Raw genomic sequence first — 22395 nt, 5'->3', positions numbered from 1 at the left:
CCCTCAGCACGGCCGGATCCGTCGGGCGGGGAAAACGGTGCCCCGCGTGCCCGTGGGTGTCCGCGCGCGAGCGGAGCGTCGCGGACCGGACGGCCTCCGTTCACGCGGTTGGTCTGTACATGACCATCCTGCGCCGCCAGACTGTGCGCGACCACCCCCGTGACCGAGGAGTCGGCCCATGCCCGAACGCACCGTCCGGCACCGTTGCCGCACCGCTCTGACCGGCCTGGCCGCCCTGGCCCTCGTCCTGTGCGGCGCCCCGCACGCCACGGCCGCCGACACCTGGAACGAGGTCGACTCCGACCGCGCCGACCCGCTCACCGAGAGCCAGGGCCTGGCCTCCGTGGAGGTCCCGGCCGGCAGTCCCAACCGCTACACCGGCATCGGCACCATCCCCGTCGGTGTGTCGATGCGCGGCTGGAACCACGTCGGCGACCCGGACGCCTCCTACGACGGCCACTACGTCGAGCCGTACCAGCGGGACTCGGGCGGCGCGAAGATGTTCCGGGTGCAGGCGCCCGGCGGCGGCTGGTCGGAGTACGTCCACGCGCTGAGCCCGGGCGAGGCCCTGAACAACTCCTGGGTGGCGATCAGCCCGGACGGCCAGTGGATGCTGTCGGGGGAGTGGGGCACGATGACCCGCCTGCTCGTCTTCCCGACCCCGGGCGTCAATCCGGCCACCTCGCCCTCGGCGAACCTGCCGCAGGCCGCCACCGTGCACCTCGACCACGCCGTCCGCGACGTCCAGGGCTGCGACTTCGCCACCGCCACCCGGCTGCTGTGCGCCTCCGACGACCCCGACGGCACGCTCTTCGGCATCACCAAGCCGCTGCTGCAGATCGACCTGTCCGCCGCGCCGGACGGCGGCGCGGACGTCTCCGGCCGGGTGAGCGCCCTGCGGCAGGTGCCGCTGCGCAGCGCCTGCTCCGGCTCGTTCGAGGCCGAGGGCGTCGACTACGACCGCCGTACCGGCACCCTGCGCGTCATCGTCGTCTCGCCGGGCTTCTGCGTGCTGACCGACAGCAAGACGTACCGCCTCACCCGCGGCTGAGCCCGCCCCTCTCCCCGCCCGGCCGTCGGTGGCCCGCACCGGCGGCCGGTGCTTTTCTTGGGTGTGGGGGTGCGGGATCGCGGGGAACCCGCATGGCCGCAGCGTGGTGACGACAAGGAGCGATCACATGCACCAGCACATGGACAACGAGCAACCGCACCCGCACTCGGTATCCCTGGAGATCAGCGACTGCAGCAAGGAGGACGCACGGATCGTCTTCGACACGCTGTGCCAGTGCTTCGACTCCGACCGCTGCTCCGAGGACGTCCCCGAGCAGTTCTCGGAGGTCCGGCCCATGGTGTGGCTCGGCACCTTCGACGTCGCGGACTGCCGTGAGGCCACGCGTCCGGCCCGGCTGCACGGTCCGGTCACGGCGGACGTCCAGGGCGGCTACTGGGCCATCGACCGCTTCCGCAAGACGCTCGACGACATGTTCACCGTCCACGACCTCAGCCATGCCTCGGGTGACCAGGAGCGGGAGCTGCACGTGCGGCTGGAGAGCAGGTGACCGAGCCGGGATGCGGCCGGCCGGCGACGACCGGCGGGTGATACCGGCCACCCTGTTGTGCAACTAGTTGCATAAAGGCTCGTGGGTCCTCTACAACGGTGCTCATCGACACCGCACGGAGGGCCCGATGAGCCGTTTTCCCCACCTGCTGAGCCCGCTCGACCTGGGCTTCACCACCCTGCCCAACCGCGTCCTGATGGGCTCGATGCACGTCGGCCTGGAGGAGGCCGAGCGGGGCTTCGAGCGCATGGCGGCCTTCTACGCCGAGCGCGCCCGCGGCGGGGTGGGCCTCATCGTCACCGGCGGCATCGCCCCGAACGACGAGGGACGGCCCTACGAGGGCGGCGCCAAGCTCACCACCGACGCCGAGGCCGAGCAGCACCGCCAGGTCACCGAGGCCGTGCACGGCGAGGGCGGGAAGATCGCCCTGCAGATCCTGCACTTCGGCCGGTACGCCTACCACCGCGACCTGGTGGCCCCGAGCCCCGTCCAGGCCCCGATCAGCCCGTTCCCGCCGCGCGAGCTGACCGACGCCGACATCGAGCGCACCATCGACGACTACGCCCGCACCGCGCGCCTGGCACAGCAGGCCGGCTACGACGGCGTGGAGATCATGGGCTCCGAGGGCTACCTCATCAACGAGTTCATCGCCGCCCAGACCAACCACCGCACCGACCGCTGGGGCGGCTCCTACGAGAACCGGATGCGCTTCCCCGTCGAGATCGTGCGCCGGGTGCGCGAGGCCGTCGGCGAGGACTTCATCGTCATCTACCGGCTCTCCATGCTCGACCTCGTCCCCGGCGGCTCCACCCTCGACGAGGTGATCACCCTCGCCCAGGCCGTCGAGGCGGCCGGCGCCACGATCATCAACACCGGCATCGGCTGGCACGAGGCCCGCATCCCCACCATCGCCACCTCCGTGCCGCGCGGCGCCTACACCTTCGTCACCAAGAAGCTCATGGGCGAGGTGTCGATCCCGCTCATCACCACCAACCGCATCAACACCCCCGAACTCGCCGAGCAGTTGCTCGCCGACGGCGTCGCCGACATGGTCTCCATGGCCCGGCCGATGCTCGCCGACCCGGAGTTCGTGAAGAAGGCCGCCGAGGACCGCGCCGAGGCCATCAACACCTGCATCGGCTGCAACCAGGCCTGCCTCGACCACACCTTCAGCGGGCAGATCACCTCCTGCCTGGTCAACCCGCGCGCCTGCCACGAGACCGAGCTGGTGCTCTCCCCGACCCGGCTGGCCAAGCGCGTCGCCGTCGTCGGCGCCGGCCCCGCCGGTCTCGCCTGCGCGGTCTCCGCCGCCGAACGCGGCCACACCGTCACCCTCTTCGACGCAGCGGACGAGGTCGGCGGCCAGCTCAACGTGGCCCGCAAGGTGCCCGGCAAGCAGGAGTTCGACGAGACCCTGCGCTACTTCCGCCACCAGCTCGACGCCCACGGCGTGGACGTACGCCTCGGCACCTGGGTGACCGCCGACGACCTCGCGGACTTCGACGAGGTCGTCGTCGCCACCGGCGTCACCCCGCGCACCCCGGACATCCCGGGCGTGGACCACCCGCGCGTCGTCGGCTACCTCGACGTGCTCCAGGGCGGCGCGGCCGTCGGCGACCGGGTCGCGATCCTCGGCGCGGGCGGCATCGGCTTCGACGTCGCCGAGTACCTCACCGACAGCGGCGACAAGGCGAGCGAGGACCCCGCCACCTACTTCCGCCACTGGGGCGTCGACCTCGACTACCGGGCACCCGGCGGCCTCGCCGCGCCCGAGCGGCCGGCCCCGCCCCGCCAGGTCCACCTGCTCCAGCGCAAGACCAGCAAGGTCGGCGCCGGCCTCGGCAAGACCACCGGCTGGATCCACCGCACCGAGCTCAAGCACCGCGGCGTCACCATGGTCCCGGGCGTCTCCTACGACCGGATCGACGACGCCGGGCTGCATCTGACCGTCGACGGCGAGAGCACGGTCCTGGAGGTCGACACCGTCGTGCTGTGCACCGGCCAGGAGCCCCGCCGGGAGCTGTACGACGCGCTGGTGGCGGCGGGCCGATCGGCGCACCTGATCGGCGGCGCCGACGTGGCCGCCGAACTGGACGCCAAGCGCGCCATCAAGCAGGGCACGGAACTCGCCGCCGCCCTGTAGGCGCGCGACGCCTCCCTAGGATGACCCCATGTCCCTGCCGCACGCGATCCTGACCGCCCTGCTGGAGAAGCCGTCCTCCGGGCTGGAGCTGACCCGCCGCTTCGACAGGTCGATCGGTTACTTCTGGTCCGCGACGCACCAGCAGATCTACCGGGAGCTGGGACGCCTGGAGGCGGAGGGGTACATCCGCGCGCTGCCGAGCGAGGTGCCGGCCCGCGGGCAGAAGAAGGCCTACGAGGTCCTGCCCGCGGGCCGGGCCGAGCTGGGGCGCTGGACGGCCGCGGCGCAGGACCCGCGGCCGATGCGCGACACCATGCTGCTGCGGCTGCGCGCCGCCGCCGTGGTCGGCACGGCCGGCCTGGAGGAGGACCTGCGGCGCCATCTGGAGCTGCACCAGCGGCAGTTGGCCGAGTATCTGCAGATCGAGCAGCGCGACTTCCCGCCCGGCCGGGACGGGGTCCAGGACCGGCTGCGGCACCTCGTGCTGCGCGCCGGGATCGATCTCGAGACGTTCTGGACGCAGTGGCTCACCCACGCCCTGGCCGAGTTCGCAGCGATCGGCGAGGCCGGCGAAACGGGCGCGGACGGCACGGCACCGCCCGGCGACCCGGACGGTGCGGACGCTGCAACTCCGCCTGACGGTACGGACAGTGAGGCTTCGCCCGGTGACACAGGCGGTCAGGCTTCTCCGGGTGTCACAGACGGTCAGGCTCCGCCGGGTGTCACAGACGGTCAGGCTTCGCCCGGTGTCACAGACGGTGGGGCTTCGCCCGGCGGCGCAGGAACCACGCCGCGCCGATGACCCCACCGCCCACCAGGGCCGCGCCCACGCCCATCGTCACCGGGCCGTAGTCGCGGGCGGCGCCGCCCAGGCCGCCCATCACCCCGCGGGAGGGGGAGGGCGAGGAGGTGCTGGAGATGGTCGGCGGGGCCGGCCGCGCGACGATCACCGACTGGGTGCCGGCGGTGGTGTTGTTCGCGCACATCACGACGACCGTGTAGGTGCCGGGGGAGACGTTCGACCAGGCGGCGGACTGGCTGACGCCGGTCCCCGACAGCGCCACCTGACGGCCCTGGGCGAAGTTCGCCTGGCTCCCGCTGAGCAGCGCCGCCGTGCCCCAGCTGCCGTTGATCTGGGTGCAGGCGCTGGTCACCACCGACACGGTGGATCCGGTGGTGCTCACGGAGATGCCCGAGCCACGGGCGGCCGCGGGGTCCGCGGCGGTGAGGGCGAGCGGCACGGCGGCGGCCGCCGCCACGGTCAGGCCATGGCGTCTGATGAGGTGAGAGGTGTGCATGGGGAGTCCTCCGGCGGCACGGTTGGCGGTACATCCCTTGCGCCGCCGAGGATCGGGAACGCCCGTGCCCCCTTGAGGGGCAGCCAACGCGCACCCGTCCGCGCGCGCATGCGGACCTCCCCCGGGCAGGTGACGGATTCCCCCCGATGGCGCACGCCCGCTCGCACACCGGCGCCGGGGCGCGGCCGGCTCGCCGGCCGTCCGGCACGGAGCGGAGTGCGGACGCCGCCGCCCCGCCACCGGTCACCACCCGCCACCGGTCACCACCCGCCACCGGTCACCGCCCGGCGCCGGTCACCACCGTGCGCTCCGCCGACCAGCCGCCCCAGGTGCCGTCGGGCAGCCGCGCCCGCAGGCGCACCCGGTGCCGTACGCCGCGCTCGGTGCCCGCGTAGAAGCTGTAGCTCGCCCGGTCGCGCGGCGCGTTCGCGCCCCACACCAGGGAGGTGGCCGGCCGGCCGTCCAGCTCGATCCCGTACTCGGTGACCGTGCCGTCCGTGCGCGGCGCGACCCAGGACAGGTCCAGGTAGTACGCCCCGCCCGACGCGTGGCTGGTGGCGCGGAAGTCGCCGGGCGCCGTGTCGCGCCCGGCGCCGGTGCCGGCGGCCGTGGTGAGGGCGAGGGGTCCGGCGGCGGGGGAGAGGTTGTCGGCCGCGTCCCGGGCCCGGACGGTGAAGGAGTACCGGGTGCCCGGCCGCAGCCCGGTGACCACCGTCGCCGTCTGCGCCCCGCCCACGCTGTGGATCTTCACCCCGCCCTGGTAGACGTCGTACGACACCACCTTCCGGTCGTCGCGGGAGGCGGTCCAGGACAGCTGGACGGCGGTGCTCCCCGCGGCGCGGCCGGTCAGCCCGCCCGGCCGGCCGGGGGCCGAGCGGTCCGCCGCCGTGGCGGCCGGGGTCGTCGCCGCGACCTCGCGGCTGGGCGGCCCGAGCCGGCCGGCCCGGTCCCGGGCGCGCACCGAGAACACGTACCGCGTGCCCGGCCGCAGCCGCACGACGTCGACCATGTGGTCGCCGGCCGGCACCTCCGCCACCTTGCCGCGGTCGCGGTACACCTCGTAGCGGCGGACTCCCTCGGCGGCCCGCACGGCGTTCCACATCACATGGACGCTGGTCGCGCTGCCCGCGACCGCCGTGACCGCGGTCGGCGCGCCGGGCAGCGCCCCGCTCTCGGCGTCGTCCGCGCCCGCCCACACGCAGGAGGCGACCAGCGGCAGGACCAGCGCGCACAGCACGACGCGTCGCACGACATGCCTCCCCGGGACGTGGAAACGACGGCAAAGGTCCGGACCAATATGGGGCCCTGGGGGCGGCGGCGGCAAGGGGGCGGGCGTTGGTGCGCATGCGGCGGCGTTACGTATGCTGAGGCTCCAAGCGGCCGAACTCTCCCGGAGGGCTGGGGAGTTCGCGCCGAGGGCGCGGACCGCTGTCGTCGCTGTTCCCGCGCCGGACGCGGGCGGCCGGGAGGCCGGGGCCGAAACGCGCTCGGCCTCCCGGCCCCTGGCGGCCCGTCAGGCACAGTGCACCGTACGGCTCTCTCCGGTGGCCGGAGCGCGGCACCCCGCTCCAGATTGGCTGAGTGACCGTCACCGTCCCCGACGCAAGGGTCTGCCGATCGTGCGTGTCCCGCCCATGACGCTGGCCGCGGCCGGGCTCGTCCTGCTCGCCCCGACGATGCCGTCCGCCACCGCGCCCCGGCCCGCCGCGGGCCCCCCGCCCGTCGCCGCCGTCCGGTCGCCGGGCGCCGTGCGCGCGGCCGACCTGCTCGCCCGGGCCCGCTCCTGCACTCCCGTCTCGCGCGGCCGCTACCGCACCGACGAGGACGCGCCCCCCACCGTCCCCGTGTGCGGCACCCGCGACGCCGTCCTGTGGACGGCCGACCTGGACGTCGACTGCGACGGGCGGCCCACCGCGCGGTGCAACGACGCCACCGACCCGCTGTTCACCGAGACCACCGCCTTCACCGAGGCCGACGGCCGCTCCCCGAGCGCCGAGGACCTGCCGTACATCGTGGTGCCCGCGCCGAGCGACCGCTGGGACCACCGCGCGGCCGGGGTGCGCGGCGGTTCGGTCGCCGCCGTGGTCCACGCCGGCCGGGTGCGGTACGCCGTCGTCGGCGACATCGGGCCGAGCGACCTCATCGGCGAGGCGTCCTACGCCACCGCGCGGGCGCTGGGCATCGAGGCCGACCCGCACGGCGGCGGCACGCCCTCCGGGGTGACCTACATCGTCTTCAGGGACTCCGAGGTCAAGCCGCTCGCGGACCGTGCGGCGGTGGAGGCCGTCGGCGAGCGGCTGGCACGGCAGTTCGTCCGGGACGGCCGGCCGGACCGCTGAGCGCGCGGGACGGCGCCCTCAGTGGCAGGGAGGCGCCCCACGGGCTCATGACAGCGGCCCGGGACCGGCCCTCGCCGAGGGCGGTCCCGGGCCGCGGCGGGCTCACACCTTCCGGTAGTCGTACGCCTCCTTGGCCGCCGCCTCCACCGCGTCCAGGTCGGCGCCGGTCGCCGCCGTGACGACCGCGGCCACGGCGCCCTCGACGAACGGGGCGTCCACCAGGCGGGCCCCGTCGGGCAGCTCGTCACCCTCCGCCAGCAGCGCCTTCACCGTCAGCACGGCGCTGCCCAGATCGGTGAGGAGGGCGACCCCCGCGCCGCGGTCCACCGAGGCGGCCGCCGCGGAGATCAGTTCGGCGCTGGTGCCCAGCCCGCCGCCCTCGGTGCCGCCCGCCGGAGCGACGGGCACCGCGGCGCCGCCGCCGGAGAGCGCCTTCGCCAGCTTGGCCACCGACTCGGCCACCTCGGCGCTGTGCGACACCAGCACGATCCCGACCAGCTTGTCGTCACTCACCGTGTGCCTCCGCGAGGGCCGCGATCAGCAGGGCCGACGAGGTCGCCCCCGGGTCCTGGTGTCCGATGCTGCGTTCGCCGAGGTAACTGGCCCGGCCCTTGCGGGCCTGCAGCGGCGTGGTGGCCTCCGCGCCCTGCGCGGCGGCCGTACGCGCCGCGGCGAAGCCGTCGCCGAGCGCGTCGACCGCCGGGACCAGCGCGTCGATCATGGTCTTGTCGCCGGGCGCGGCACCGCCCAGCGCCATGACCGCGTCCACCCCCGCGCGCAGCGCCTGCGCGAGCTCCGCCTCGCTCACCTCGGCGGCGTCGCCGAGCGTCTTGCCCGTACGGCGCAGCAGCGTGCCGTACAGCGGCCCCGACGCGCCGCCGACCTTCGAGATCAGCTGCTTCGCCGCGAGCATCAGCACCCCGCCGGGCGTGTCGGGTGCCTCCTCCGCCAGCGCGGCGGTCACGGCGGTCATGCCGCGCTGCATGTTGGTGCCGTGGTCGGCGTCCCCGATGGCCGAGTCGAGCGCCGTGAGGTGTTCGGCCTCACGGTCCACGGACGCGGCGGCCGTCGTGAGCCACCGGCGGAAGAAGTCGGCGTCGAGCACGTGATCTCCTTGCGTGGTAGGGATGTCGCTCACCTGAGGGACACCGGGTCACATGCCCCAGCGCAGCCCCGGCGTGCTCACCGGCGCGTCCCACAGGCGCAGCAGCTCCTCGTCGACCTGGCACAGGGTCACCGAGGCGCCCGCCATGTCCAGCGAGGTCACGTAGTTGCCGACCAGGGTGCGCGCGACGGCGACGCCCCGCTCGGCGAGCACGCGCTGCACCTCCGCGTTGAAGCCGTACAGCTCCAGCAGCGGTGTCGCGCCCATGCCGTTGACCAGGACCAGGACGGGGTTGCTCGGGCTCATGTCCTCCAGGATGGCGTGGACCGCGAAGTCCGCGATCTCCCCGGAGGTCATCATCGGACGCCGCTCCCGGCCCGGCTCGCCGTGGATGCCGATGCCCAACTCCAGCTCACCGGAGGGCAGATCGAAGGTGGGGCTGCCCTTGGCCGGGGTGGTGCACGCGCTGAGCGCCACGCCGAAGCTGCGCGCGTTCTCGTTGACCTGCCGAGCGATCGCCTCGACCCGCTCCAGCGGCTGGCCCTCGTCGGCGGCGGCACCGGCGATCTTCTCCACGAACAGGGTCGCCCCGGTGCCGCGGCGCCCCGCCGTGTAGAGACTGTCGGTGACCGCGACGTCGTCGTTGACCAGCACCTTGGCGACCTGGATGCCCTCGTCCTCGGCCATCTCGGCCGCCATGTCGAAGTTGAGGACGTCGCCGGTGTAGTTCTTCACGATGAACAGCACGCCCGCGCCGCTGTCCACGGCCGCGGCCGCGCGCAGCATCTGGTCGGGCACGGGGGAGGTGAACACCTCTCCGGGACAGGCCGCCGACAGCATGCCGGGGCCGACGAACCCGCCGTGCAGCGGCTCGTGCCCGGAGCCGCCGCCGGACACCAGCCCGACCTTTCCGGCCACCGGGGCGTCCCGCCGTACGACGACCCGGTTCTCGACGTCGACGGTCAGCTCGGGATGGGCGGCCGCGATCCCGCGCAGCGCGTCCGTGACGACGGTGTCGGGTACGTTGATCAGCATCCTCATGGGTACCTCCCGGTGAGGCTAGCAGGTGGGTCCCTGACCGATATTTTTCCAGGTCAGGGCGGGTACGGCCAGTTGTCGATCTCGTCGGTCGCCGGCGGTTCCGGTCGGGCTCCTCGGCGGTACGGGCACGGACGTGGTGCTGACGGGTGCTGAGGGCGCTGACGTGGTGTCAGGCGCCTGTCGTTGTCGTTCGCGGCTCGGGGCACACCCTGATACCGGCAGTATCGACCTTGCGGCCGGGAAAGGTCACGTGGAACGGTCCGGGGCGACGCCTTCGCGCCGGGCTCGCGGGTCGCCGGGACGGGTCAGAGCTGTGCACGATCGTGGTCCGGAGGCGTCGCTCCCGAGGAGGGCGGCCTGCTCGTCGTGCATCCGCTCGCCGAGGACCCCGCCGTCGTGGACGTAGAGCACGTCGAAGAAGAGAACGGCTGCGGAGGCGCTCAAGACGCGGGGGGTGGCACTCAGGGGGCCCTCCTCCGATCGTGGCCGGCCGGTCTCGCCCGGGGGCCGGTGCCGGCACCGAAAGGTGCCGCGACCACGGCCGCGGGGGGTGCCTGAGGCGCGGGCCTTCGCATCCGGCGTGCGGCCGTCAGCGATCGCGCGCGCCGCCGGGGGCGCCCTCGGGCGCCGGGCGCCGGGCGGGTGCGGACCCCGTGGTCAGGCAGGCCCCCGGCAGCAGGCGGGCGGCCACGCACAGGCACAGGCCCAGCCAGCCGGCGGCGAACAGCCAGCCCCCGACGACGTCCGTGAACCAGTGCACGCCGAGGTAGACCCGCGTCACCCCGACGAGCAGCGCCCAGCAGCACACCGCGACCCGCAGCGCCGTCCCGCCGCGCGGCGCGCGCACGGTCAGCGCGAGGACCAGCAGACCGGCGGTCACCGCGGACGTGGTGGTGTGCCCGGACGGGAACGCCCAGCCGCTCGCGTGCGCCGTCCAGACGTCCTGCGGCGGGCGGGCCCGGTGGATCGCCTCCATCACGCCGTACCGCAGGAGCTGCCCCAGGCCGAGGCAGGCCAGGCAGCCGGCGGCGGCGATCAGCCGGTGCCGCGCCCCGCGCCCCGCGATCGCGCCGGCCAGCGCGGCGAGCAGGTACGGGACGACTCCGGTCCCCGTGGCGGTCACACCCCGGGCCAGCGCCACGGCGACGGCCGGGCGGTGCCCGAGGGACCGTAGGAGAAAGTCGTGGTCCAGCCACAGCGGGGCGCCGGCCCGGCCGGTGACCACCAGCGCCAGGACCGTGAACGCCGCCCACGCGCCGACGCCGACGCTGCCCGCGAGATCGGCGACGTCCCTGCGGTTCATGACGCGGAGAGCAGCGGGCGCAGGGCGGCGGCCGCCGTCAGCCGTCCCGCCAGCGCCACCGACCGGCCGCGCAGCACCACCATGCAGACGAGCGCGACGAGGGCGCCCACGACGACGCCGGTCACCACGTCGTGCGGGTAGTGCACGCCGACCCAGACCCGGGAGGCCGCCATCGCGACCGCCGCCGCGCAGGCCAGCGCGCCCAGCCGGCGGGAGACGAACAGCAGCGCCACCGCGGCCGCCGCCGCGATCGCCGCGTGGTTGCTCGGGAACGACCAGTCGCCGTGCGCCGGACACGCCTCCAGGGTCGGCACCGGCAGTCCGCGGCAGGGCCGGTCCTCGTGGACGAGCGCCTTCAGCACGTCGTTCACGCCGTACGCCACGACCACGACCACCGGCACCGCGAGCGCCGTCACCGCCGCCGCGGCCCCCACCCGGCGCGCCCGCCACCAGCCCACCAGCATCAGCAGGGCGAACAGCGCCAGCCCGTACGCCGACCACACCGCCACCGTGGTGTCCAGCCAGCCCGGCGAACGGTGCGCCAGGTCCACCACGTCCCGGTACGCGGAGCCGTCGATCGACGCTCCGGAGAACGCGGCCGTCATCCGCGGACCTCCTTGGCCTTGGCCCGCCGGTGGCCGCGGTACAGCTCCGAGGCCAGCGGGATCAGCGACACCGCCACGATCAGGGCGACCAGCGGCAGCAGATAGCGGTCCACGTTCGGCACGGAGGAGCCCAGCGCGTATCCCGCCAGGGTCAGGCCCATGCTCCACACCAGGCCACCCGCCACCTGCCACACGGTGAACACCCGGGCCGGCACGCCGAGCGCCCCCGCGAGCGGATTGAGCACGGTCCGCACCACCGGCACGAATCTCGCCAGCACGATGGCCTTCGCGTGCCCGTAGCGCGCGAGCAGCTCCTCGGCTCGCACGGCACCCTCCCGCAGGCGGGCCGAGCGGGTGCGGGCCAGCAGGGCGCCGCCCGCCCGGCGGCCGATCAGATAGCCGCACTGCGCACCGGCCAGCGCGCCCAGCGCCGCGGCGGCCAGCAGCGGCCCCAGGGACAGGCGCACGCCGTGCTCCCCTGTCCCCGTGCACAGCAGGCCCGCCGTGAACAGCAGCGAGTCGCCCGGCAGGAAGAAACCGATCAGCAGGCCGGTCTCGGCGAACATCACCACGCCGACGCCCAGCACACCGAACGCCGCCAGCAGCGACTGCGCATTCAGCGGATTCACCGCGAGCTGCGACGATAGAGCCAGGGGTGTGGTCATCGGCAAGGTCCTCTCCGTGGGGGGCCGGATGCGTGGGCACCCGACCGTCTACAATGAAGTAGACGGTCTACATCACTGTAGACGATCGCGGGGTGAGGATCGTTCCCATGAGCGCCGAGAAGGACGAACGCCGGCCGGCCGGCGAGCTGGAGGCCGCCGTGATGGCCGCCCTGTGGGCCGCCGGCACGCCGCTGACGCCCGCCCAGGTCCAGGCCGAACTGGCCTCCGGCCTGGCCCGGACCACCGTGACGACGATCCTGACCCGCCTGTACGAGAAGGGCACCCTGGAACGGGAACGGCACGGCCGCGCCTACGCCTACCGCCCCGTGCAGGACACGCACGGCCTGACCGCCCTGCGCATGCACAGCGAGCTCGACCGCGGCAGCGACCGGGAGACCGTCCTGGCCCGCTTCGTCGCCCAGCTCAGCCCGGACGACGAGCAGGTCCTGCGCCGGCTGCTGGAGGACAGCCCATGAGGATCGCCCTGCTGCTGATCCCCCTGCTCCTGCCCTGGGCGGCGCTCCCGCCGGCCCGCCGGATCCTAGACCGCTGCGCGCCCGTCGCCGCGCTGTGGACCCTCACCGTCTCGGCGCTGCTGCTCGCCGCCGGCACCGTCGCGGCGCTCGGCACGCTCACGCTGACCGGGCTGCTCAAGATCCCCGCCTTCGCCGCGCTGGGCGAGCTCGTGCACCCGCTGCGCACGCCCTCGGCGCGGCTGGTCCTGCCGCTCGCCGCCCTGGCCGCCGGCCTGCTCACGCTCGCCGTCCTCGCCCTCGGCCGCTCGGTCCTGCGGCAGGCCGCCGGTCTGCGCACCGCCCGCTCCCGGGCCGGGCGCCGGCCCCCGGCGGGCGATCTGTGCGTCGTCGACTCCCCGCGCCCCGACGCCTACGCGCTGCCCGGCCGGCCGCCGCGCATCGTCGTCACGACCGCCATGCTGCGCAGCCTCGACGCGCGCGAACGCGAGGCGCTCTTCGCGCACGAGCGGGCCCACAACGCCGGCGGCCACCACTACTTCCTGGCCGCCGCCGAGCTCGCCGCCCACTGCCACCCGGCCCTGCGGCCGGTCCGCGACGCCGTCCGGCTGGCCGCCGAGCGCGCCGCCGACGAGGCCGCCGCCACCGCCGTGGGCGACCGCCGGCTCACCGCGCGCGCCATCGCCCGCGCCGCCCTCGCCGCGCACGAGGCGGACACGGCCCGGCCCGCGATGACCCCCGCCGCCACCACCGGGCCGGTGCCCCAGCGCGTGGCCGCCCTCCTGTCCCCGGCCGCACGGCCCCGGCGCGCCGTCTCCTGGCTCGCCGCCCTGGTCGCCGCCTGCGCGCTGCTGTCCTGCACCACCGCGGCGACCGGCGTGCTCGGCGTCCACCAGGACATCGAGGTCGCCCAGGGCGACCTCCCGGGCGGCTCCTGAGCCGTCGCCCTCGCGGTGTCCCCGGGCGGGCCCGGCGGTGCGTGATGCCTCTCGCGTGTGTTTCCCCGCCGGCGTGTCTCCGAGCGCGCCCGGCGAGCGCGAGGGCACGCCCGGCGAGCGCTGGGCAGGTCCGCCGATCGCGAGGGCCGTCCGCCGATTGCCGGCAGGTGCGCCGAGCGCGATGAGCCGCCCGCCGAGCGTGAGGGTCGGCCCGCCGAGCGCCAGGACCGTCGGCGACCGCGAGGAGCCGACCGCCGACCGGCAGGGTCGTCCGCCGATCGCTGCGGGGCCGGCGGGATGCTCGCAGCGGTCCTAGCCGTGCGCGTGCAGCGGCTTGCCGGCCATCGCCAGCAGGGCCTCGCCGAGCGCCTCGTTCTGCGTCGGGTGCGCGTGCACCAGCCGCGCCAGATCGTCGACGTCCGCCCGCGTGCCGCAGATGACCTGGGCCTCGCCGACGAGCTCACCGACACGCTCACCGACCATCGTCACGCCGACGACCGGCCCGCCCGGAGCCCTGACCAGTTTGATGCCGCCGGCGGTCCCCAGGATCTGCGACCTGCCGTTGCCGGCCAGGTCGTACGTCACGGTCTCCGCACCGCCGTACGCCTGCGCCGCCGCCTCCTCGGTGAGGCCGACCGACGCGATCTCCGGGGTGCAGTACGTCACCCGAGGCAGATCGGCGTCGCGCACCGGGGCCGGATTCAGCCCGGCGATGTCCTCGGCCACGAAGATGCCGTGCTGGAACCCCCGGTGCGCCAGCTGCGGACCGCGCACCAGGTCGCCCACCGCGTACACCCCCGGCAGGCTCGTCCGCAGCCGCTCGTCGGTGACCACGTACCCGTCGTCGAGGGCCACTCCCGCCTGCTCGTAGCCGTGCCCGGCCGAGTGGGGGCCGCGCCCCACCGCGACCAGCAGGACGTCGGCCTCCAGGCGCTCCCCGGAGTCCAGGACGACCGCCACCGCGTCGCCGTCGCGCACCACCCGCTCGAACCGGGCGCCCGTCCGGACCTTGATGCCGCGCCGGCGGAAGGCCCGGGCCAGCGCCTTCGAGGCGAACGCGTCCTCGCCCGGCACCAGCCGCGGCAGCGCCTCCACGACGGTGACCTCCGCGCCGAAGGAGCGCCACACGCTGGCGAACTCCACGCCGATCACCCCGCCGCCCAGCACCACGGCCCGCTCCGGCACCGTGTCCAGCTCCAGCGCCTGGTCGCTGGTGACGACCGGCCCGCCCACCTCCAGCCCGGGCAGGCTCCTCGCGTACGACCCGGTGGCGAGCACCACGTGCCGGCCCCGGTGGCGTTGCCCGCCGGCCTCCACCGTGCCGGGCGCGACGAGGGTGCCGGCCGCCTCCACCACGGTGACGCCGCGCTCCTCGGCGAGGCCCCGCAGGCCCCGGTACAGCCGGTCCACCACACCGTCCTTGTAGGCGTGCACGGCGGTGAGGTCGATGCCCTCCACCGACGACTTCACCCCGAACCGGTCGCCGTCGCGCGCGGTGTCGGCGACCTCCGCGGCGTGCAGCAGCGCCTTGGTCGGGATGCAGCCCCGGTGCAGGCAGGTCCCGCCGAGCTTGTCCTTCTCCACGAGGGTCACGGACAGCCCGAGCTGGGCGGCGCGGAAGGCACAGGCGTAGCCGCCCGATCCGCCGCCGAGGATCACGAGGTCAGCGTGGTTCACGGGTACTCCTGTCGGGGTTCTCGGTCGTCTCGATGTACGGGGTGCGGGACGCGATCGCCTGGGCGTAGAGGCGTCCGGCGCGGTAGGAGGAGCGGACCAGCGGTCCGGACAGGACACCGGCGAAGCCGATCGCCTCGGCCGCCTCCCGGTGCCGTGCGAACTCCTCCGGGCGGACCCACCGCCGCACCGGCAGGTGCCGGGGCGAGGGCCGCAGATACTGCGTGACGGTGACCAGCTCGCACCCGGCGTCGTACAGGTCCCGCAGGGCCGGGGCGACCTCCTCCGGCTCCTCGCCCATGCCCAGGATGAGGTTCGACTTCGTCACCAGCCCGGCCGCCCGCGCCCGGGCGAGCACGTCCAGCGAGCACTCGTAGCGGAAGCCGGGCCGCACCCGCCGGAAGACCCGGGGCACCGTCTCCACGTTGTGCGCGAGCACCTCCGGGCGCGCCGCGAAGACCTCGGCGAGCCGGTCCGGGTGGCCGCCGAAGTCCGGGATCAGCAGCTCCACCGCCGTCCCCGGGCTCTCCGTGTGGATCGCGCGGACCGTCTCGGCGTAGAGCCAGGACCCGCCGTCGGGCAGGTCGTCGCGGGCCACGCCGGTGACGGTGGCGTACCGCAGGCCCATGGCGACCACCGACGCGGCGACCCGGCGGGGTTCGTCCCGGTCGAGCGGGGCCGGCCGGCCCGTGTCGATCTGGCAGAAGTCGCAGCGCCGGGTGCACCGGTCGCCGCCGATCAGGAAGGTGGCCTCGCGGTCCTCCCAGCACTCGAAGATGTTGGGGCAGGCCGCCTCCTGGCACACCGTGTGCAGGCCCTCGCGCTCGACCAGGTTCAGCAGGCGGTGGTACTCCGGGCCCGTCCGCACCCGGGTGCGGATCCACGGGGGTTTGGCCTCGATCGGCGAGCGGCTGTTGCGGGCCTCGACGCGCAACAGCCTGCGCCCGTCCGGCGCGACGGTCATCTCTCCACGCTCCCCTCGGGCCGGCGGTCCGGCCCCGGCAGCGGCCCCGAACGGCCGCGGACACCGTCACTGTCCCGGCCGCCGCGTGGCGGGCCAACCGTTGCAGGAGGTTGCGCCCGCCGGCCCGGGGGAGGGGGCCGCCGAGGAGTCCGGGGAGGGGTCGGGCGAGCCCGCAGGGGGGCCGGGCCAGTCCGCAGAAGGTCGGACGAGTCCGGAGAAGGGCAGGGTGAACCCACGGAGGGAGGCGAGTCCGCGGATGGGCAGGGCGAGTCCACGGAGGGAGCGAGTCCGCGGATGGGCAGGGCGAATCCAGGGAGGGAGGCGAGTCCGCGGAAGGCCGGGCCAGGAGGCCGGCAGGGTGTTACCGGCCGGCGCCCGCCAGAGCGTCGGCGTCGGCGTCGGCGAGTGCGGTGGGCGCAGCCGTCGCCTCGGCAGGCGCCCCACCAGGCTCGGCGGGCGCGCCCGCAGGCTCCCGCTCACCCGGCTTCGGGGGCCGCGGTTCCGCCCGCTCGCCCGCCTTCCCGTCCCGCGCCGCCGCCCGCCCGGCCTCCGCCGTGCGGCGCAGGCGGCACACCGCCGGGGCGGTGGAGTGCGGGAGGAGCCGGCTGGGGTCGTCCGGGCGGACGACCTCGATCCGCGCCCCGTCGGCGAACCGGTAGGGCCGGTGCTGGAGCAGCCCGGCGAGCTGCCGCCGCAGCCGGGACACCTCGGCCCGCACCGTGACCGTGCGGCCGGGGTCGCCGAAGAGGTCGTCCGCCAGCTGCGCCGCCGTACGGCCCGCGGGATGCTCGGCGAGGACGAGCAGCACTTCGGCGTGGCGCGGGCTGAGCTCGTGCGTCCAGGTGCCGCTCGGGCCCTCCACGGTGAGGGACGCCTGCCGCGGCTGCCGTACGTCGAGGACGATCCGGGTCGGCGCCGCGCTCTCCTCCTCCATCACGCGCAGCAGCCAGCCGCCGGGCAGCGGTTCGACGGCGCACCGCCCCAGTGTGGGCAGCCAGACCTGGCCGTCCTGCACGGTGACCGGGAGGGTGACCCGGTCGACGGGGGCCAGCCCGGACACGGCGGCCACCCAGCCGTGCCGGTCGGCGACCACCGCCCGGTCCGGGATGCGGGCCAGCACCGGAGCGGCGACGGCCCGCAGGCGTTCCAGATCGCCGAGGTGCGCGGTGCGCAGCTCGGCCTCGGCCAGCCGGCCGACCGCGTCGACCAGGGCCAGGGTGCTCGGATGGAAGGTGGAGGCGGGGCCGCTGACGTCGATGACGCCGAGCAGCCGGCCGTCACGGGGGCTGCGGATCGGGGCGGCCGCGCAGGTCCAGGCGTGGTGGGTGCGCACGAAGTGCTCCGCCGAGTGGACCTGCACCGGGCGCCGGGCCACCAGCGCGGTGCCGATCGCGTTGGTGCCGACCGCGCTCTCCGACCACGACGCCCCTTCGACGAAGCCCAGGGACTGCGCCCGGGTGAGCACCGCGCGGCTGCCGCCCCGCCAGAGCACGCGCCCCTCGGGGTCGGCGATCACCAGGATGTGCCAGGAGGCGTCGGCGATCGACAGCAGGCTGCCGCGCAGGGTGTCCAGCACCTCGCTCAGTCCGCAGGTGCGGCGCTGGTGCTCGACCTCCTCGACACTCAGCGGGCCGGTGTCCGCGCCGCGGTCGGGGTCGACGCCGGTGGCCAGCATGCGCTGCCAGGACTCCTGGATCACCGGGCGGGGCGACGCCGGCGGTGCCTCGCCGCTCAGCACCGCCTCGTGCGCCCGGGCGAGCAGCCGGGCGTACTGGCGGGGGTCGGTGCCCCCGGGCGGGACCGCTGGGTCCAGGTGCACAGGGCGCACGCTCCTCTCCAGTCGTCCTTGACCGACATCTGCGGCGAATCCGGCCGCCGGGCACCTCAATGGTGCGTCAGCCGCACAGTGCCGTAAACCCTTCGTCGCCGTCCACCCGACCGCACCGCGGGCCGCCGGGTCACAGGTCCACGAGGACCTTCATCTTCGCGCCGGCGCGCAGCGCGGCGAAGCCCTCCTCGTGCAGCTGTTCCAGCGGGATGTGCTCCACCCATCCGTCGGTGACGTAGTGGCCCTCGGCCATCAGGCCGATCACGCGGCGGTAGTCGTCGGAGGTGTAGCACAGCGAGCCCTGGATGCGGCTCTCGGACAGCACCAGCTTGAGCAGGTCGGTGCTCAGCGGGCGTTCGTACACGGCCACCGAGACCACCGGCCGGTGCGCTCCCACGCAGCCCAGCGCCGCGTCCACACTGGCCTCCACGCCCGCCGCGTCGAAGGCGGCCGCCGCGCCGCGGTTCTTCGTCCGCTCCCGCACGTGCCGGACCGGGTCCGTCTCCCGCGGATCGATCACGTCACTCGCGCCGAGGGCGAGGAGCGCGGCACGCCGCTCGGCGGACGGCTCCACCACCGTGATGTCCTCGATGCCCTCGCCGCGCAGCGCGAACCACAGCCCGATGCCGATCGGTCCCGCCCCGAACACCACGGCGTGCTCACCGGGTTCGGCTCCGCCCAGCCGTGCGGCGTGCGAGGCGACGGCCATCGGCTCGACCAGGGCGCCGAGTTCCGGGCTCACCTCCTCGGGCAGCCGGTGCAGCATCCGCTCGGGGACGACGGTGTACTCGGCCATGCCGCCGTGCGCCATCAGCCCGTGGAAGCCGATGTCCCGGCACACGTTGTACCGGCCCTCCTGACACGGCGGGCAGCTGCCGCACCGGTAGATGGGCTCCACGGCGACCCGGTCGCCCACGGCCACCGAGCGGACGCCGTCACCGGTCTCGGCCACCGTCCCGGAGAACTCGTGGCCCATGACCAGCGGCAGGCGCATCCCGGTCAGCGGGTGGGGCTCGGTGGGGAAGAAGATCGGCCCGGCGTAGTACTCGTGCAGGTCCGTCCCGCAGATGCCGTTGTGCGCGACCCGGATCTTGACGTGTCCGGGTGGGCACTCCGGTTCGGGTACGTCGTCGAGGGTGACGTGCTCGCGTCCCCGGTACACAGCTGCGCGCATGATGTCGTCCTTGCCGGTGGATGTCGGATGGTGGGGGTGGGCCGCCCGCCGCGCCCGGCGCGGGTACCGCGTCGGCGCGGCGGGCGGCCCGGGGCGGCGTCACGCGCCGCGCGTGGCCTCCTCCACGGCGGCGATGACGGCCGCGGGCGCCTCCATGTGGGCCATGTGACCGGCCCCGTCGGCGACATGGACGCGCACGCTCTCCTCGAACGAGGCGGCGTTGGACACGGGGAGCACCTGGTCGGCGCGGCCCCACACCACCACCGTGGGCACGTTCGCCTTGGCCAGCAGGGGATGGGCGTCGATCGCCGGCCCGTCGCCGTCCAGCAGTGTGCCGAGCAGGGTGTGCAGGGCGCGGTCCACACCGTCCAGGCGCTTGTACTTCAGCAGGTCGTCGACGAGTTGGCGGGTGACCTGGCCCTCGTCGGCGAACAGCTTCAGCAGATGCGGTTTCAGCTCGCGGCGCGACCCGGCGCTCGCGAAGCCGCGCAGATAGCCGGCGTCGATCTCCGGCCCGAACCCGGCCGGCGAGACCAGCGTCAGCGACCGCACCCGGTCCGGTGCGGCGGCCGCCGCGGCGGTGACCACGGCCCCGCCCATCGAGTGCCCGACCAGATGCGCCTGTTCGACGCCGAGCGCGTCGAGGAAGCCGAGCACGGTACCGGCGAGCGTGGTCAGGGCGCCGTCGCCGACGTCCTTGGCCGAGTCGCCGTGGCCGGGCAGGTCCAGGGCGTGCACGGTACGGCCCTGGGACAGCGGTTCCTGCACGAACAGCCAGGAGTTCTTGTCGCCGCCGTAGCCGTGCACCAGGACGACCACGTCCTCGCCGTCGCCGAGCGTGGTGTACGCGATCGACCGGCCGTCCACCTCGACCGTCCGCTGCCGCGGCCCGTCGTCCTCGTCCACGGGACCGCGCGCCAGCTGCTCCTCGGCGGCCCGCACGACCTCGTCGATCTCGTCCTGCGGCACCTCCGCCGGTGCCACGACCGCGATGGGACAGCCCACGGGGGCGTCCGCGCCGGCCTCGACGACCAGATGGCGCACCACGCCCGCGTGCGTGGACTCCAGGGTGCCGGCGATCTTGTCGGTGTCGATCTCGGCGAGGTCGTCGCCCTCCTCGACCTCGTCGCCCACGGCGACGACCCACTCCATGATCTTGCCGGTCTTCATCGACAGGCCCCACTTGGGCATCGTGACGATGCCGATGCGCTCGTCCGCCATGATCAACGCTCCCAGTCCGTCACCGACTTGACCGCGTTGACGACCCGTTGCGCGTCCGGCACGTACAGGTCCTCCAGTACGGGGCTGAAGGGCACCGGCGTGTGCGGAGCGGTGACCGTCTCGATCGGGGCGCGCAGGGAACCGAACGCCTCCTTGGCGATCAGCGCGGAGATGTCCGTGGCCATGCTGCACCGCGGGGTCGACTCGTCCACGACGATCAGCCGCCCGGTGTTCTCCACGCTCTCGATGATCGTGTCGGCGTCCAGCGGGCTGGTCGTGCGCGGGTCGATCACCTCGCACTGGATGCCGGCCCGGGCCAGCTCCTCGGCGGCCTCGACGGCGACGGAGACCATCCGGCCGAGCGCCACGATCGTCACGTCGTCGCCGTCGCGCACCACGTTGGCCTCGCCGAAGGGGATGGTGTAGCTCTCCTCGGGCACCTCGCCGACGGTGTCGTACATCGCCTTGTGCTCGCAGAAGATCACCGGGTCGTCGTCCCGGATCGACTGGATCAGCAGCCCCTTCGCCTCGTACGGCGAGGAGGGGACGACGACCTTGAGGCCGGGGATGTTGGTGAACAGCGGGTACAGCGCCTGCGAGTGCTGGGCCGCCGCCCGCAGTCCGGCGCCGTACATCGCGCGGATGACGACCGGGGTGACGGCCTTGCCGCCGAACATGTACCGGAACTTCGCCGCCTGGTTGAAGATCTGGTCGAAGCAGACGCCCATGAAGTCGATGAACATCAGCTCGGCCACCGGCCGCAGCCCACGGGTGGCGGCGCCCACCGCCGCGCCGATGAACGCCGACTCCGAGATCGGGGTGTCCAGCACCCGGCCGGGGAACTTGCCGTACAGCCCCTTGGTGACGCCGAGGACGCCGCCCCAGGCGTCGGGCTCGCCGGGGGCGCCCGCGCCGCCGGCGTTGTCCTCGCCGAGGACGATGACCGACTCGTCGCGCTCCATCTCCTGGGCCAGCGCCTCGTTGAGGGCCTCGCGGTAACTGATCGTGCGTGCCACGGTGTGTCCTTAAGTCCGTCAGGTCGGTCAGTAGGAGATGTAGACGTCGGTCCGCAGGTCGGCCTCGGTCGGCAGGGGGGCCGCCTTGGCCTCCGCGACGGACTCGTCGATCAGGCGGGCCACCTCGGCGTCGACCTGGTCGAGCTGGTCGTCCGCGAGCAGTCCCTCGGCCGTCACCCGGGAGCGGAACCGCTTGAGGCAGTCGAGCCTCTCCCGCGCCTCGGCGACCTCGGTCGACCGGTACGTCTGCTGGTCGCCCTCGAAGTGGCCGTAGTAGCGGGTGAGCCGGACCTCGATCAGGGTCGGGCCGCCACCGGTCCGGGCGCGCTCGACGGCCTCGCGGGCCGCGTCGTACACGGCGAAGAAGTCGAAGCCGTCGACGACCGTGCCCGGCATGCCGAACGCGGCCGCACGGGCGGCGATGGACCCGCCGCCGACCGACCACGCACTGGACGTGGCCTCGGCGTAGCCGTTGTTCTCGGCGACGAACACGGCCGGCAGGTTCCACACCGTCGCCAGGTTCAGCGATTCCAGCGTGGTGCCCTGGTTGCTGCCGCCGTCGCCGAAGAAGGCCACGCCCACGCCGCCGTCGCCGCGCAGCTTGGCCGCGAGGGCGGTGCCGCAGATCAGCGGCGGGCCGCCGCCGACGATGCCGTTCGCGCCGAGCATGCCCTTGCTCAGGTCGGCGATGTGCATCGAGCCGCCCTTGCCGTGACAGGAGCCGGTGGTGCGGCCGTAGATCTCGGCCATCATCTCCTTGACGTCGACGTTCTTGGCGATGCAGTGGCCGTGGCCGCGGTGCGTGCTGGAGATGGAGTCGCGGTCGTCGTCGAGGTTCATGCACACCCCGGTCGCGGAGGCCTCCTCGCCCGCGTACAGGTGGACGAACCCGGGGATGTCGCCGGTGGCGAACTCCTCGTGCAGGCGCTCTTCGAACACGCGGATCGTCCGCATCGTGCGGTAGGCCCGCAGCAGCGCCTTCTCGTCCAGATCGGGCGCCGGGCGGGCGGGCAGTGTGTCGGTCATACGGGTCTCCTCGAACGGAGTCG

At 74.5% G+C, this 22395-nt stretch carries 22 protein-coding genes and 1 pseudogene; 7 read left to right on the top strand and 16 right to left on the bottom strand.

Annotated elements, in window-relative coordinates; all coding sequences use genetic code 11:
* Positions 1-178: 178 nt before the first annotated feature.
* From ACF1AL_RS04070 to ACF1AL_RS04055, 4 genes and pseudogenes are all read left to right on the top strand, one after another.
* Positions 179-1051 carry a hypothetical protein gene (locus tag ACF1AL_RS04070; protein ID WP_391779982.1) on the top strand — a complete coding sequence of 291 codons (873 nt, stop codon included), beginning with the start codon at positions 179-181 and terminating at the stop codon, positions 1049-1051.
* Positions 1052-1190: 139 nt separating this feature from the next.
* Complete coding sequence (locus tag ACF1AL_RS04065; protein ID WP_366839693.1) at positions 1191-1559, top strand: hypothetical protein; 369 nt, start codon at positions 1191-1193, stop codon at positions 1557-1559.
* Between the two features lie 127 nt (positions 1560-1686).
* Complete coding sequence (locus ACF1AL_RS04060; RefSeq protein WP_391705910.1) at positions 1687-3702, top strand: FAD-dependent oxidoreductase; 2016 nt, start codon at positions 1687-1689, stop codon at positions 3700-3702.
* Positions 3703-3730: 28 nt separating this feature from the next.
* Positions 3731-4270 (top strand): annotated as a pseudogene (locus ACF1AL_RS04055) (PadR family transcriptional regulator); the annotation flags it as partial.
* A 181-nt stretch (positions 4271-4451) separates the two neighbouring features.
* Here ACF1AL_RS04055 and ACF1AL_RS04050 read toward each other — a convergent pair.
* Together ACF1AL_RS04050 and ACF1AL_RS04045 are read right to left on the bottom strand one after the other, a co-directional pair.
* On the bottom strand, positions 4452-5000 hold the full coding sequence (locus ACF1AL_RS04050; RefSeq protein WP_366839666.1) for a hypothetical protein: 549 nt from the start codon (positions 4998-5000) through the stop codon (positions 4452-4454).
* 277 nt (positions 5001-5277) lie between these two features.
* Positions 5278-6249: a fibronectin type III domain-containing protein gene (locus ACF1AL_RS04045; RefSeq protein ID WP_391705907.1), complete on the bottom strand. Its 972-nt coding sequence runs from the start codon at positions 6247-6249 to the stop codon at positions 5278-5280.
* Positions 6250-6619: 370 nt separating this feature from the next.
* Between ACF1AL_RS04045 and ACF1AL_RS04040 the strand changes: the two genes are divergently transcribed.
* Entirely contained in the window at positions 6620-7339 is a 720-nt protein-coding gene (locus tag ACF1AL_RS04040; protein ID WP_391659265.1) for a glycoside hydrolase family 75 protein, read from the top strand.
* Positions 7340-7441: 102 nt separating this feature from the next.
* Here ACF1AL_RS04040 and ACF1AL_RS04035 read toward each other — a convergent pair whose 3' ends face one another.
* From ACF1AL_RS04035 to ACF1AL_RS04005, 7 genes are all read right to left on the bottom strand, one after another.
* Entirely contained in the window at positions 7442-7852 is a 411-nt protein-coding gene (locus ACF1AL_RS04035; protein WP_366839663.1) for a PTS fructose transporter subunit IIA, read from the bottom strand.
* Positions 7845-8444, bottom strand: a complete 600-nt coding sequence (gene dhaL, locus ACF1AL_RS04030; protein WP_366839662.1) for a dihydroxyacetone kinase subunit DhaL — start codon at positions 8442-8444, stop codon at positions 7845-7847. Before dhaL ends, ACF1AL_RS04035 begins: the two co-directional genes overlap by 8 nt.
* A 48-nt stretch (positions 8445-8492) precedes the next feature.
* Entirely contained in the window at positions 8493-9485 is a 993-nt protein-coding gene (dhaK, locus tag ACF1AL_RS04025) for a dihydroxyacetone kinase subunit DhaK (protein WP_366839661.1), read from the bottom strand.
* A 246-nt stretch (positions 9486-9731) separates the two neighbouring features.
* Positions 9732-9929 (bottom strand): hypothetical protein, encoded by a 198-nt coding sequence (locus ACF1AL_RS04020; protein WP_391705900.1) that lies wholly within the window; start codon positions 9927-9929, stop codon positions 9732-9734.
* Between the two features lie 145 nt (positions 9930-10074).
* Positions 10075-10788, bottom strand: coding sequence for a phosphatase PAP2 family protein (locus ACF1AL_RS04015; RefSeq protein WP_391705897.1), 714 nt, complete (start codon positions 10786-10788; stop codon positions 10075-10077).
* A complete protein-coding gene (locus tag ACF1AL_RS04010; protein WP_391659269.1) occupies positions 10785-11393 on the bottom strand; it encodes a phosphatase PAP2 family protein in 609 nt (202 codons plus the stop codon). Before ACF1AL_RS04010 ends, ACF1AL_RS04015 begins: the two co-directional genes overlap by 4 nt.
* A complete protein-coding gene (locus ACF1AL_RS04005; protein WP_386420637.1) occupies positions 11390-12058 on the bottom strand; it encodes a DedA family protein in 669 nt (222 codons plus the stop codon). The genes ACF1AL_RS04010 and ACF1AL_RS04005 overlap by 4 nt, the downstream gene beginning before the upstream one ends.
* A 107-nt stretch (positions 12059-12165) precedes the next feature.
* Here ACF1AL_RS04005 and ACF1AL_RS04000 point away from each other — a divergent pair, with 107 nt between their 5' ends.
* Both ACF1AL_RS04000 and ACF1AL_RS03995 read left to right on the top strand, forming a co-directional pair.
* Complete coding sequence (locus tag ACF1AL_RS04000) at positions 12166-12534, top strand: BlaI/MecI/CopY family transcriptional regulator (RefSeq protein ID WP_391779983.1); 369 nt, start codon at positions 12166-12168, stop codon at positions 12532-12534.
* Positions 12531-13469 (top strand): M48 family metalloprotease, encoded by a 939-nt coding sequence (locus ACF1AL_RS03995; RefSeq protein WP_391659271.1) that lies wholly within the window; start codon positions 12531-12533, stop codon positions 13467-13469. The genes ACF1AL_RS04000 and ACF1AL_RS03995 overlap by 4 nt, the downstream gene beginning before the upstream one ends.
* A 312-nt stretch (positions 13470-13781) precedes the next feature.
* Here ACF1AL_RS03995 and lpdA read toward each other — a convergent pair whose 3' ends face one another.
* The 7 genes from lpdA to ACF1AL_RS03960 all read right to left on the bottom strand — a co-directional run bounded on the left by lpdA (position 13782) and on the right by ACF1AL_RS03960 (position 22372).
* Entirely contained in the window at positions 13782-15146 is a 1365-nt protein-coding gene (gene lpdA, locus ACF1AL_RS03990) for a dihydrolipoyl dehydrogenase (RefSeq protein ID WP_391705894.1), read from the bottom strand.
* On the bottom strand, positions 15133-16107 hold the full coding sequence (gene lipA / locus ACF1AL_RS03985) for a lipoyl synthase (RefSeq protein WP_391779984.1): 975 nt from the start codon (positions 16105-16107) through the stop codon (positions 15133-15135). The genes lpdA and lipA overlap by 14 nt, the downstream gene beginning before the upstream one ends.
* Positions 16108-16468: 361 nt before the next feature.
* Positions 16469-17920 carry a GAF domain-containing protein gene (locus ACF1AL_RS03980; protein ID WP_391780044.1) on the bottom strand — a complete coding sequence of 484 codons (1452 nt, stop codon included), beginning with the start codon at positions 17918-17920 and terminating at the stop codon, positions 16469-16471.
* A 145-nt stretch (positions 17921-18065) separates the two neighbouring features.
* Complete coding sequence (locus tag ACF1AL_RS03975; protein WP_391779985.1) at positions 18066-19109, bottom strand: 2,3-butanediol dehydrogenase; 1044 nt, start codon at positions 19107-19109, stop codon at positions 18066-18068.
* A 99-nt stretch (positions 19110-19208) separates the two neighbouring features.
* Positions 19209-20330: an acetoin dehydrogenase dihydrolipoyllysine-residue acetyltransferase subunit gene (locus ACF1AL_RS03970; protein WP_391779986.1), complete on the bottom strand. Its 1122-nt coding sequence runs from the start codon at positions 20328-20330 to the stop codon at positions 19209-19211.
* A gap of 2 nt (positions 20331-20332) precedes the next feature.
* A complete protein-coding gene (locus ACF1AL_RS03965) occupies positions 20333-21346 on the bottom strand; it encodes an alpha-ketoacid dehydrogenase subunit beta (RefSeq protein ID WP_391779987.1) in 1014 nt (337 codons plus the stop codon).
* 27 nt (positions 21347-21373) lie between these two features.
* Complete coding sequence (locus ACF1AL_RS03960) at positions 21374-22372, bottom strand: thiamine pyrophosphate-dependent dehydrogenase E1 component subunit alpha (protein WP_366839649.1); 999 nt, start codon at positions 22370-22372, stop codon at positions 21374-21376.
* Positions 22373-22395 lie beyond the last annotated feature (23 nt).

The sequence above is a fragment of the Streptomyces sp. NPDC014801 genome (genome assembly GCF_043082085.1).
Classification (GTDB): Bacteria; Actinomycetota; Actinomycetes; order Streptomycetales; family Streptomycetaceae; genus Streptomyces.
This window is presented reverse-complemented; position numbering and strand designations above follow the sequence as displayed.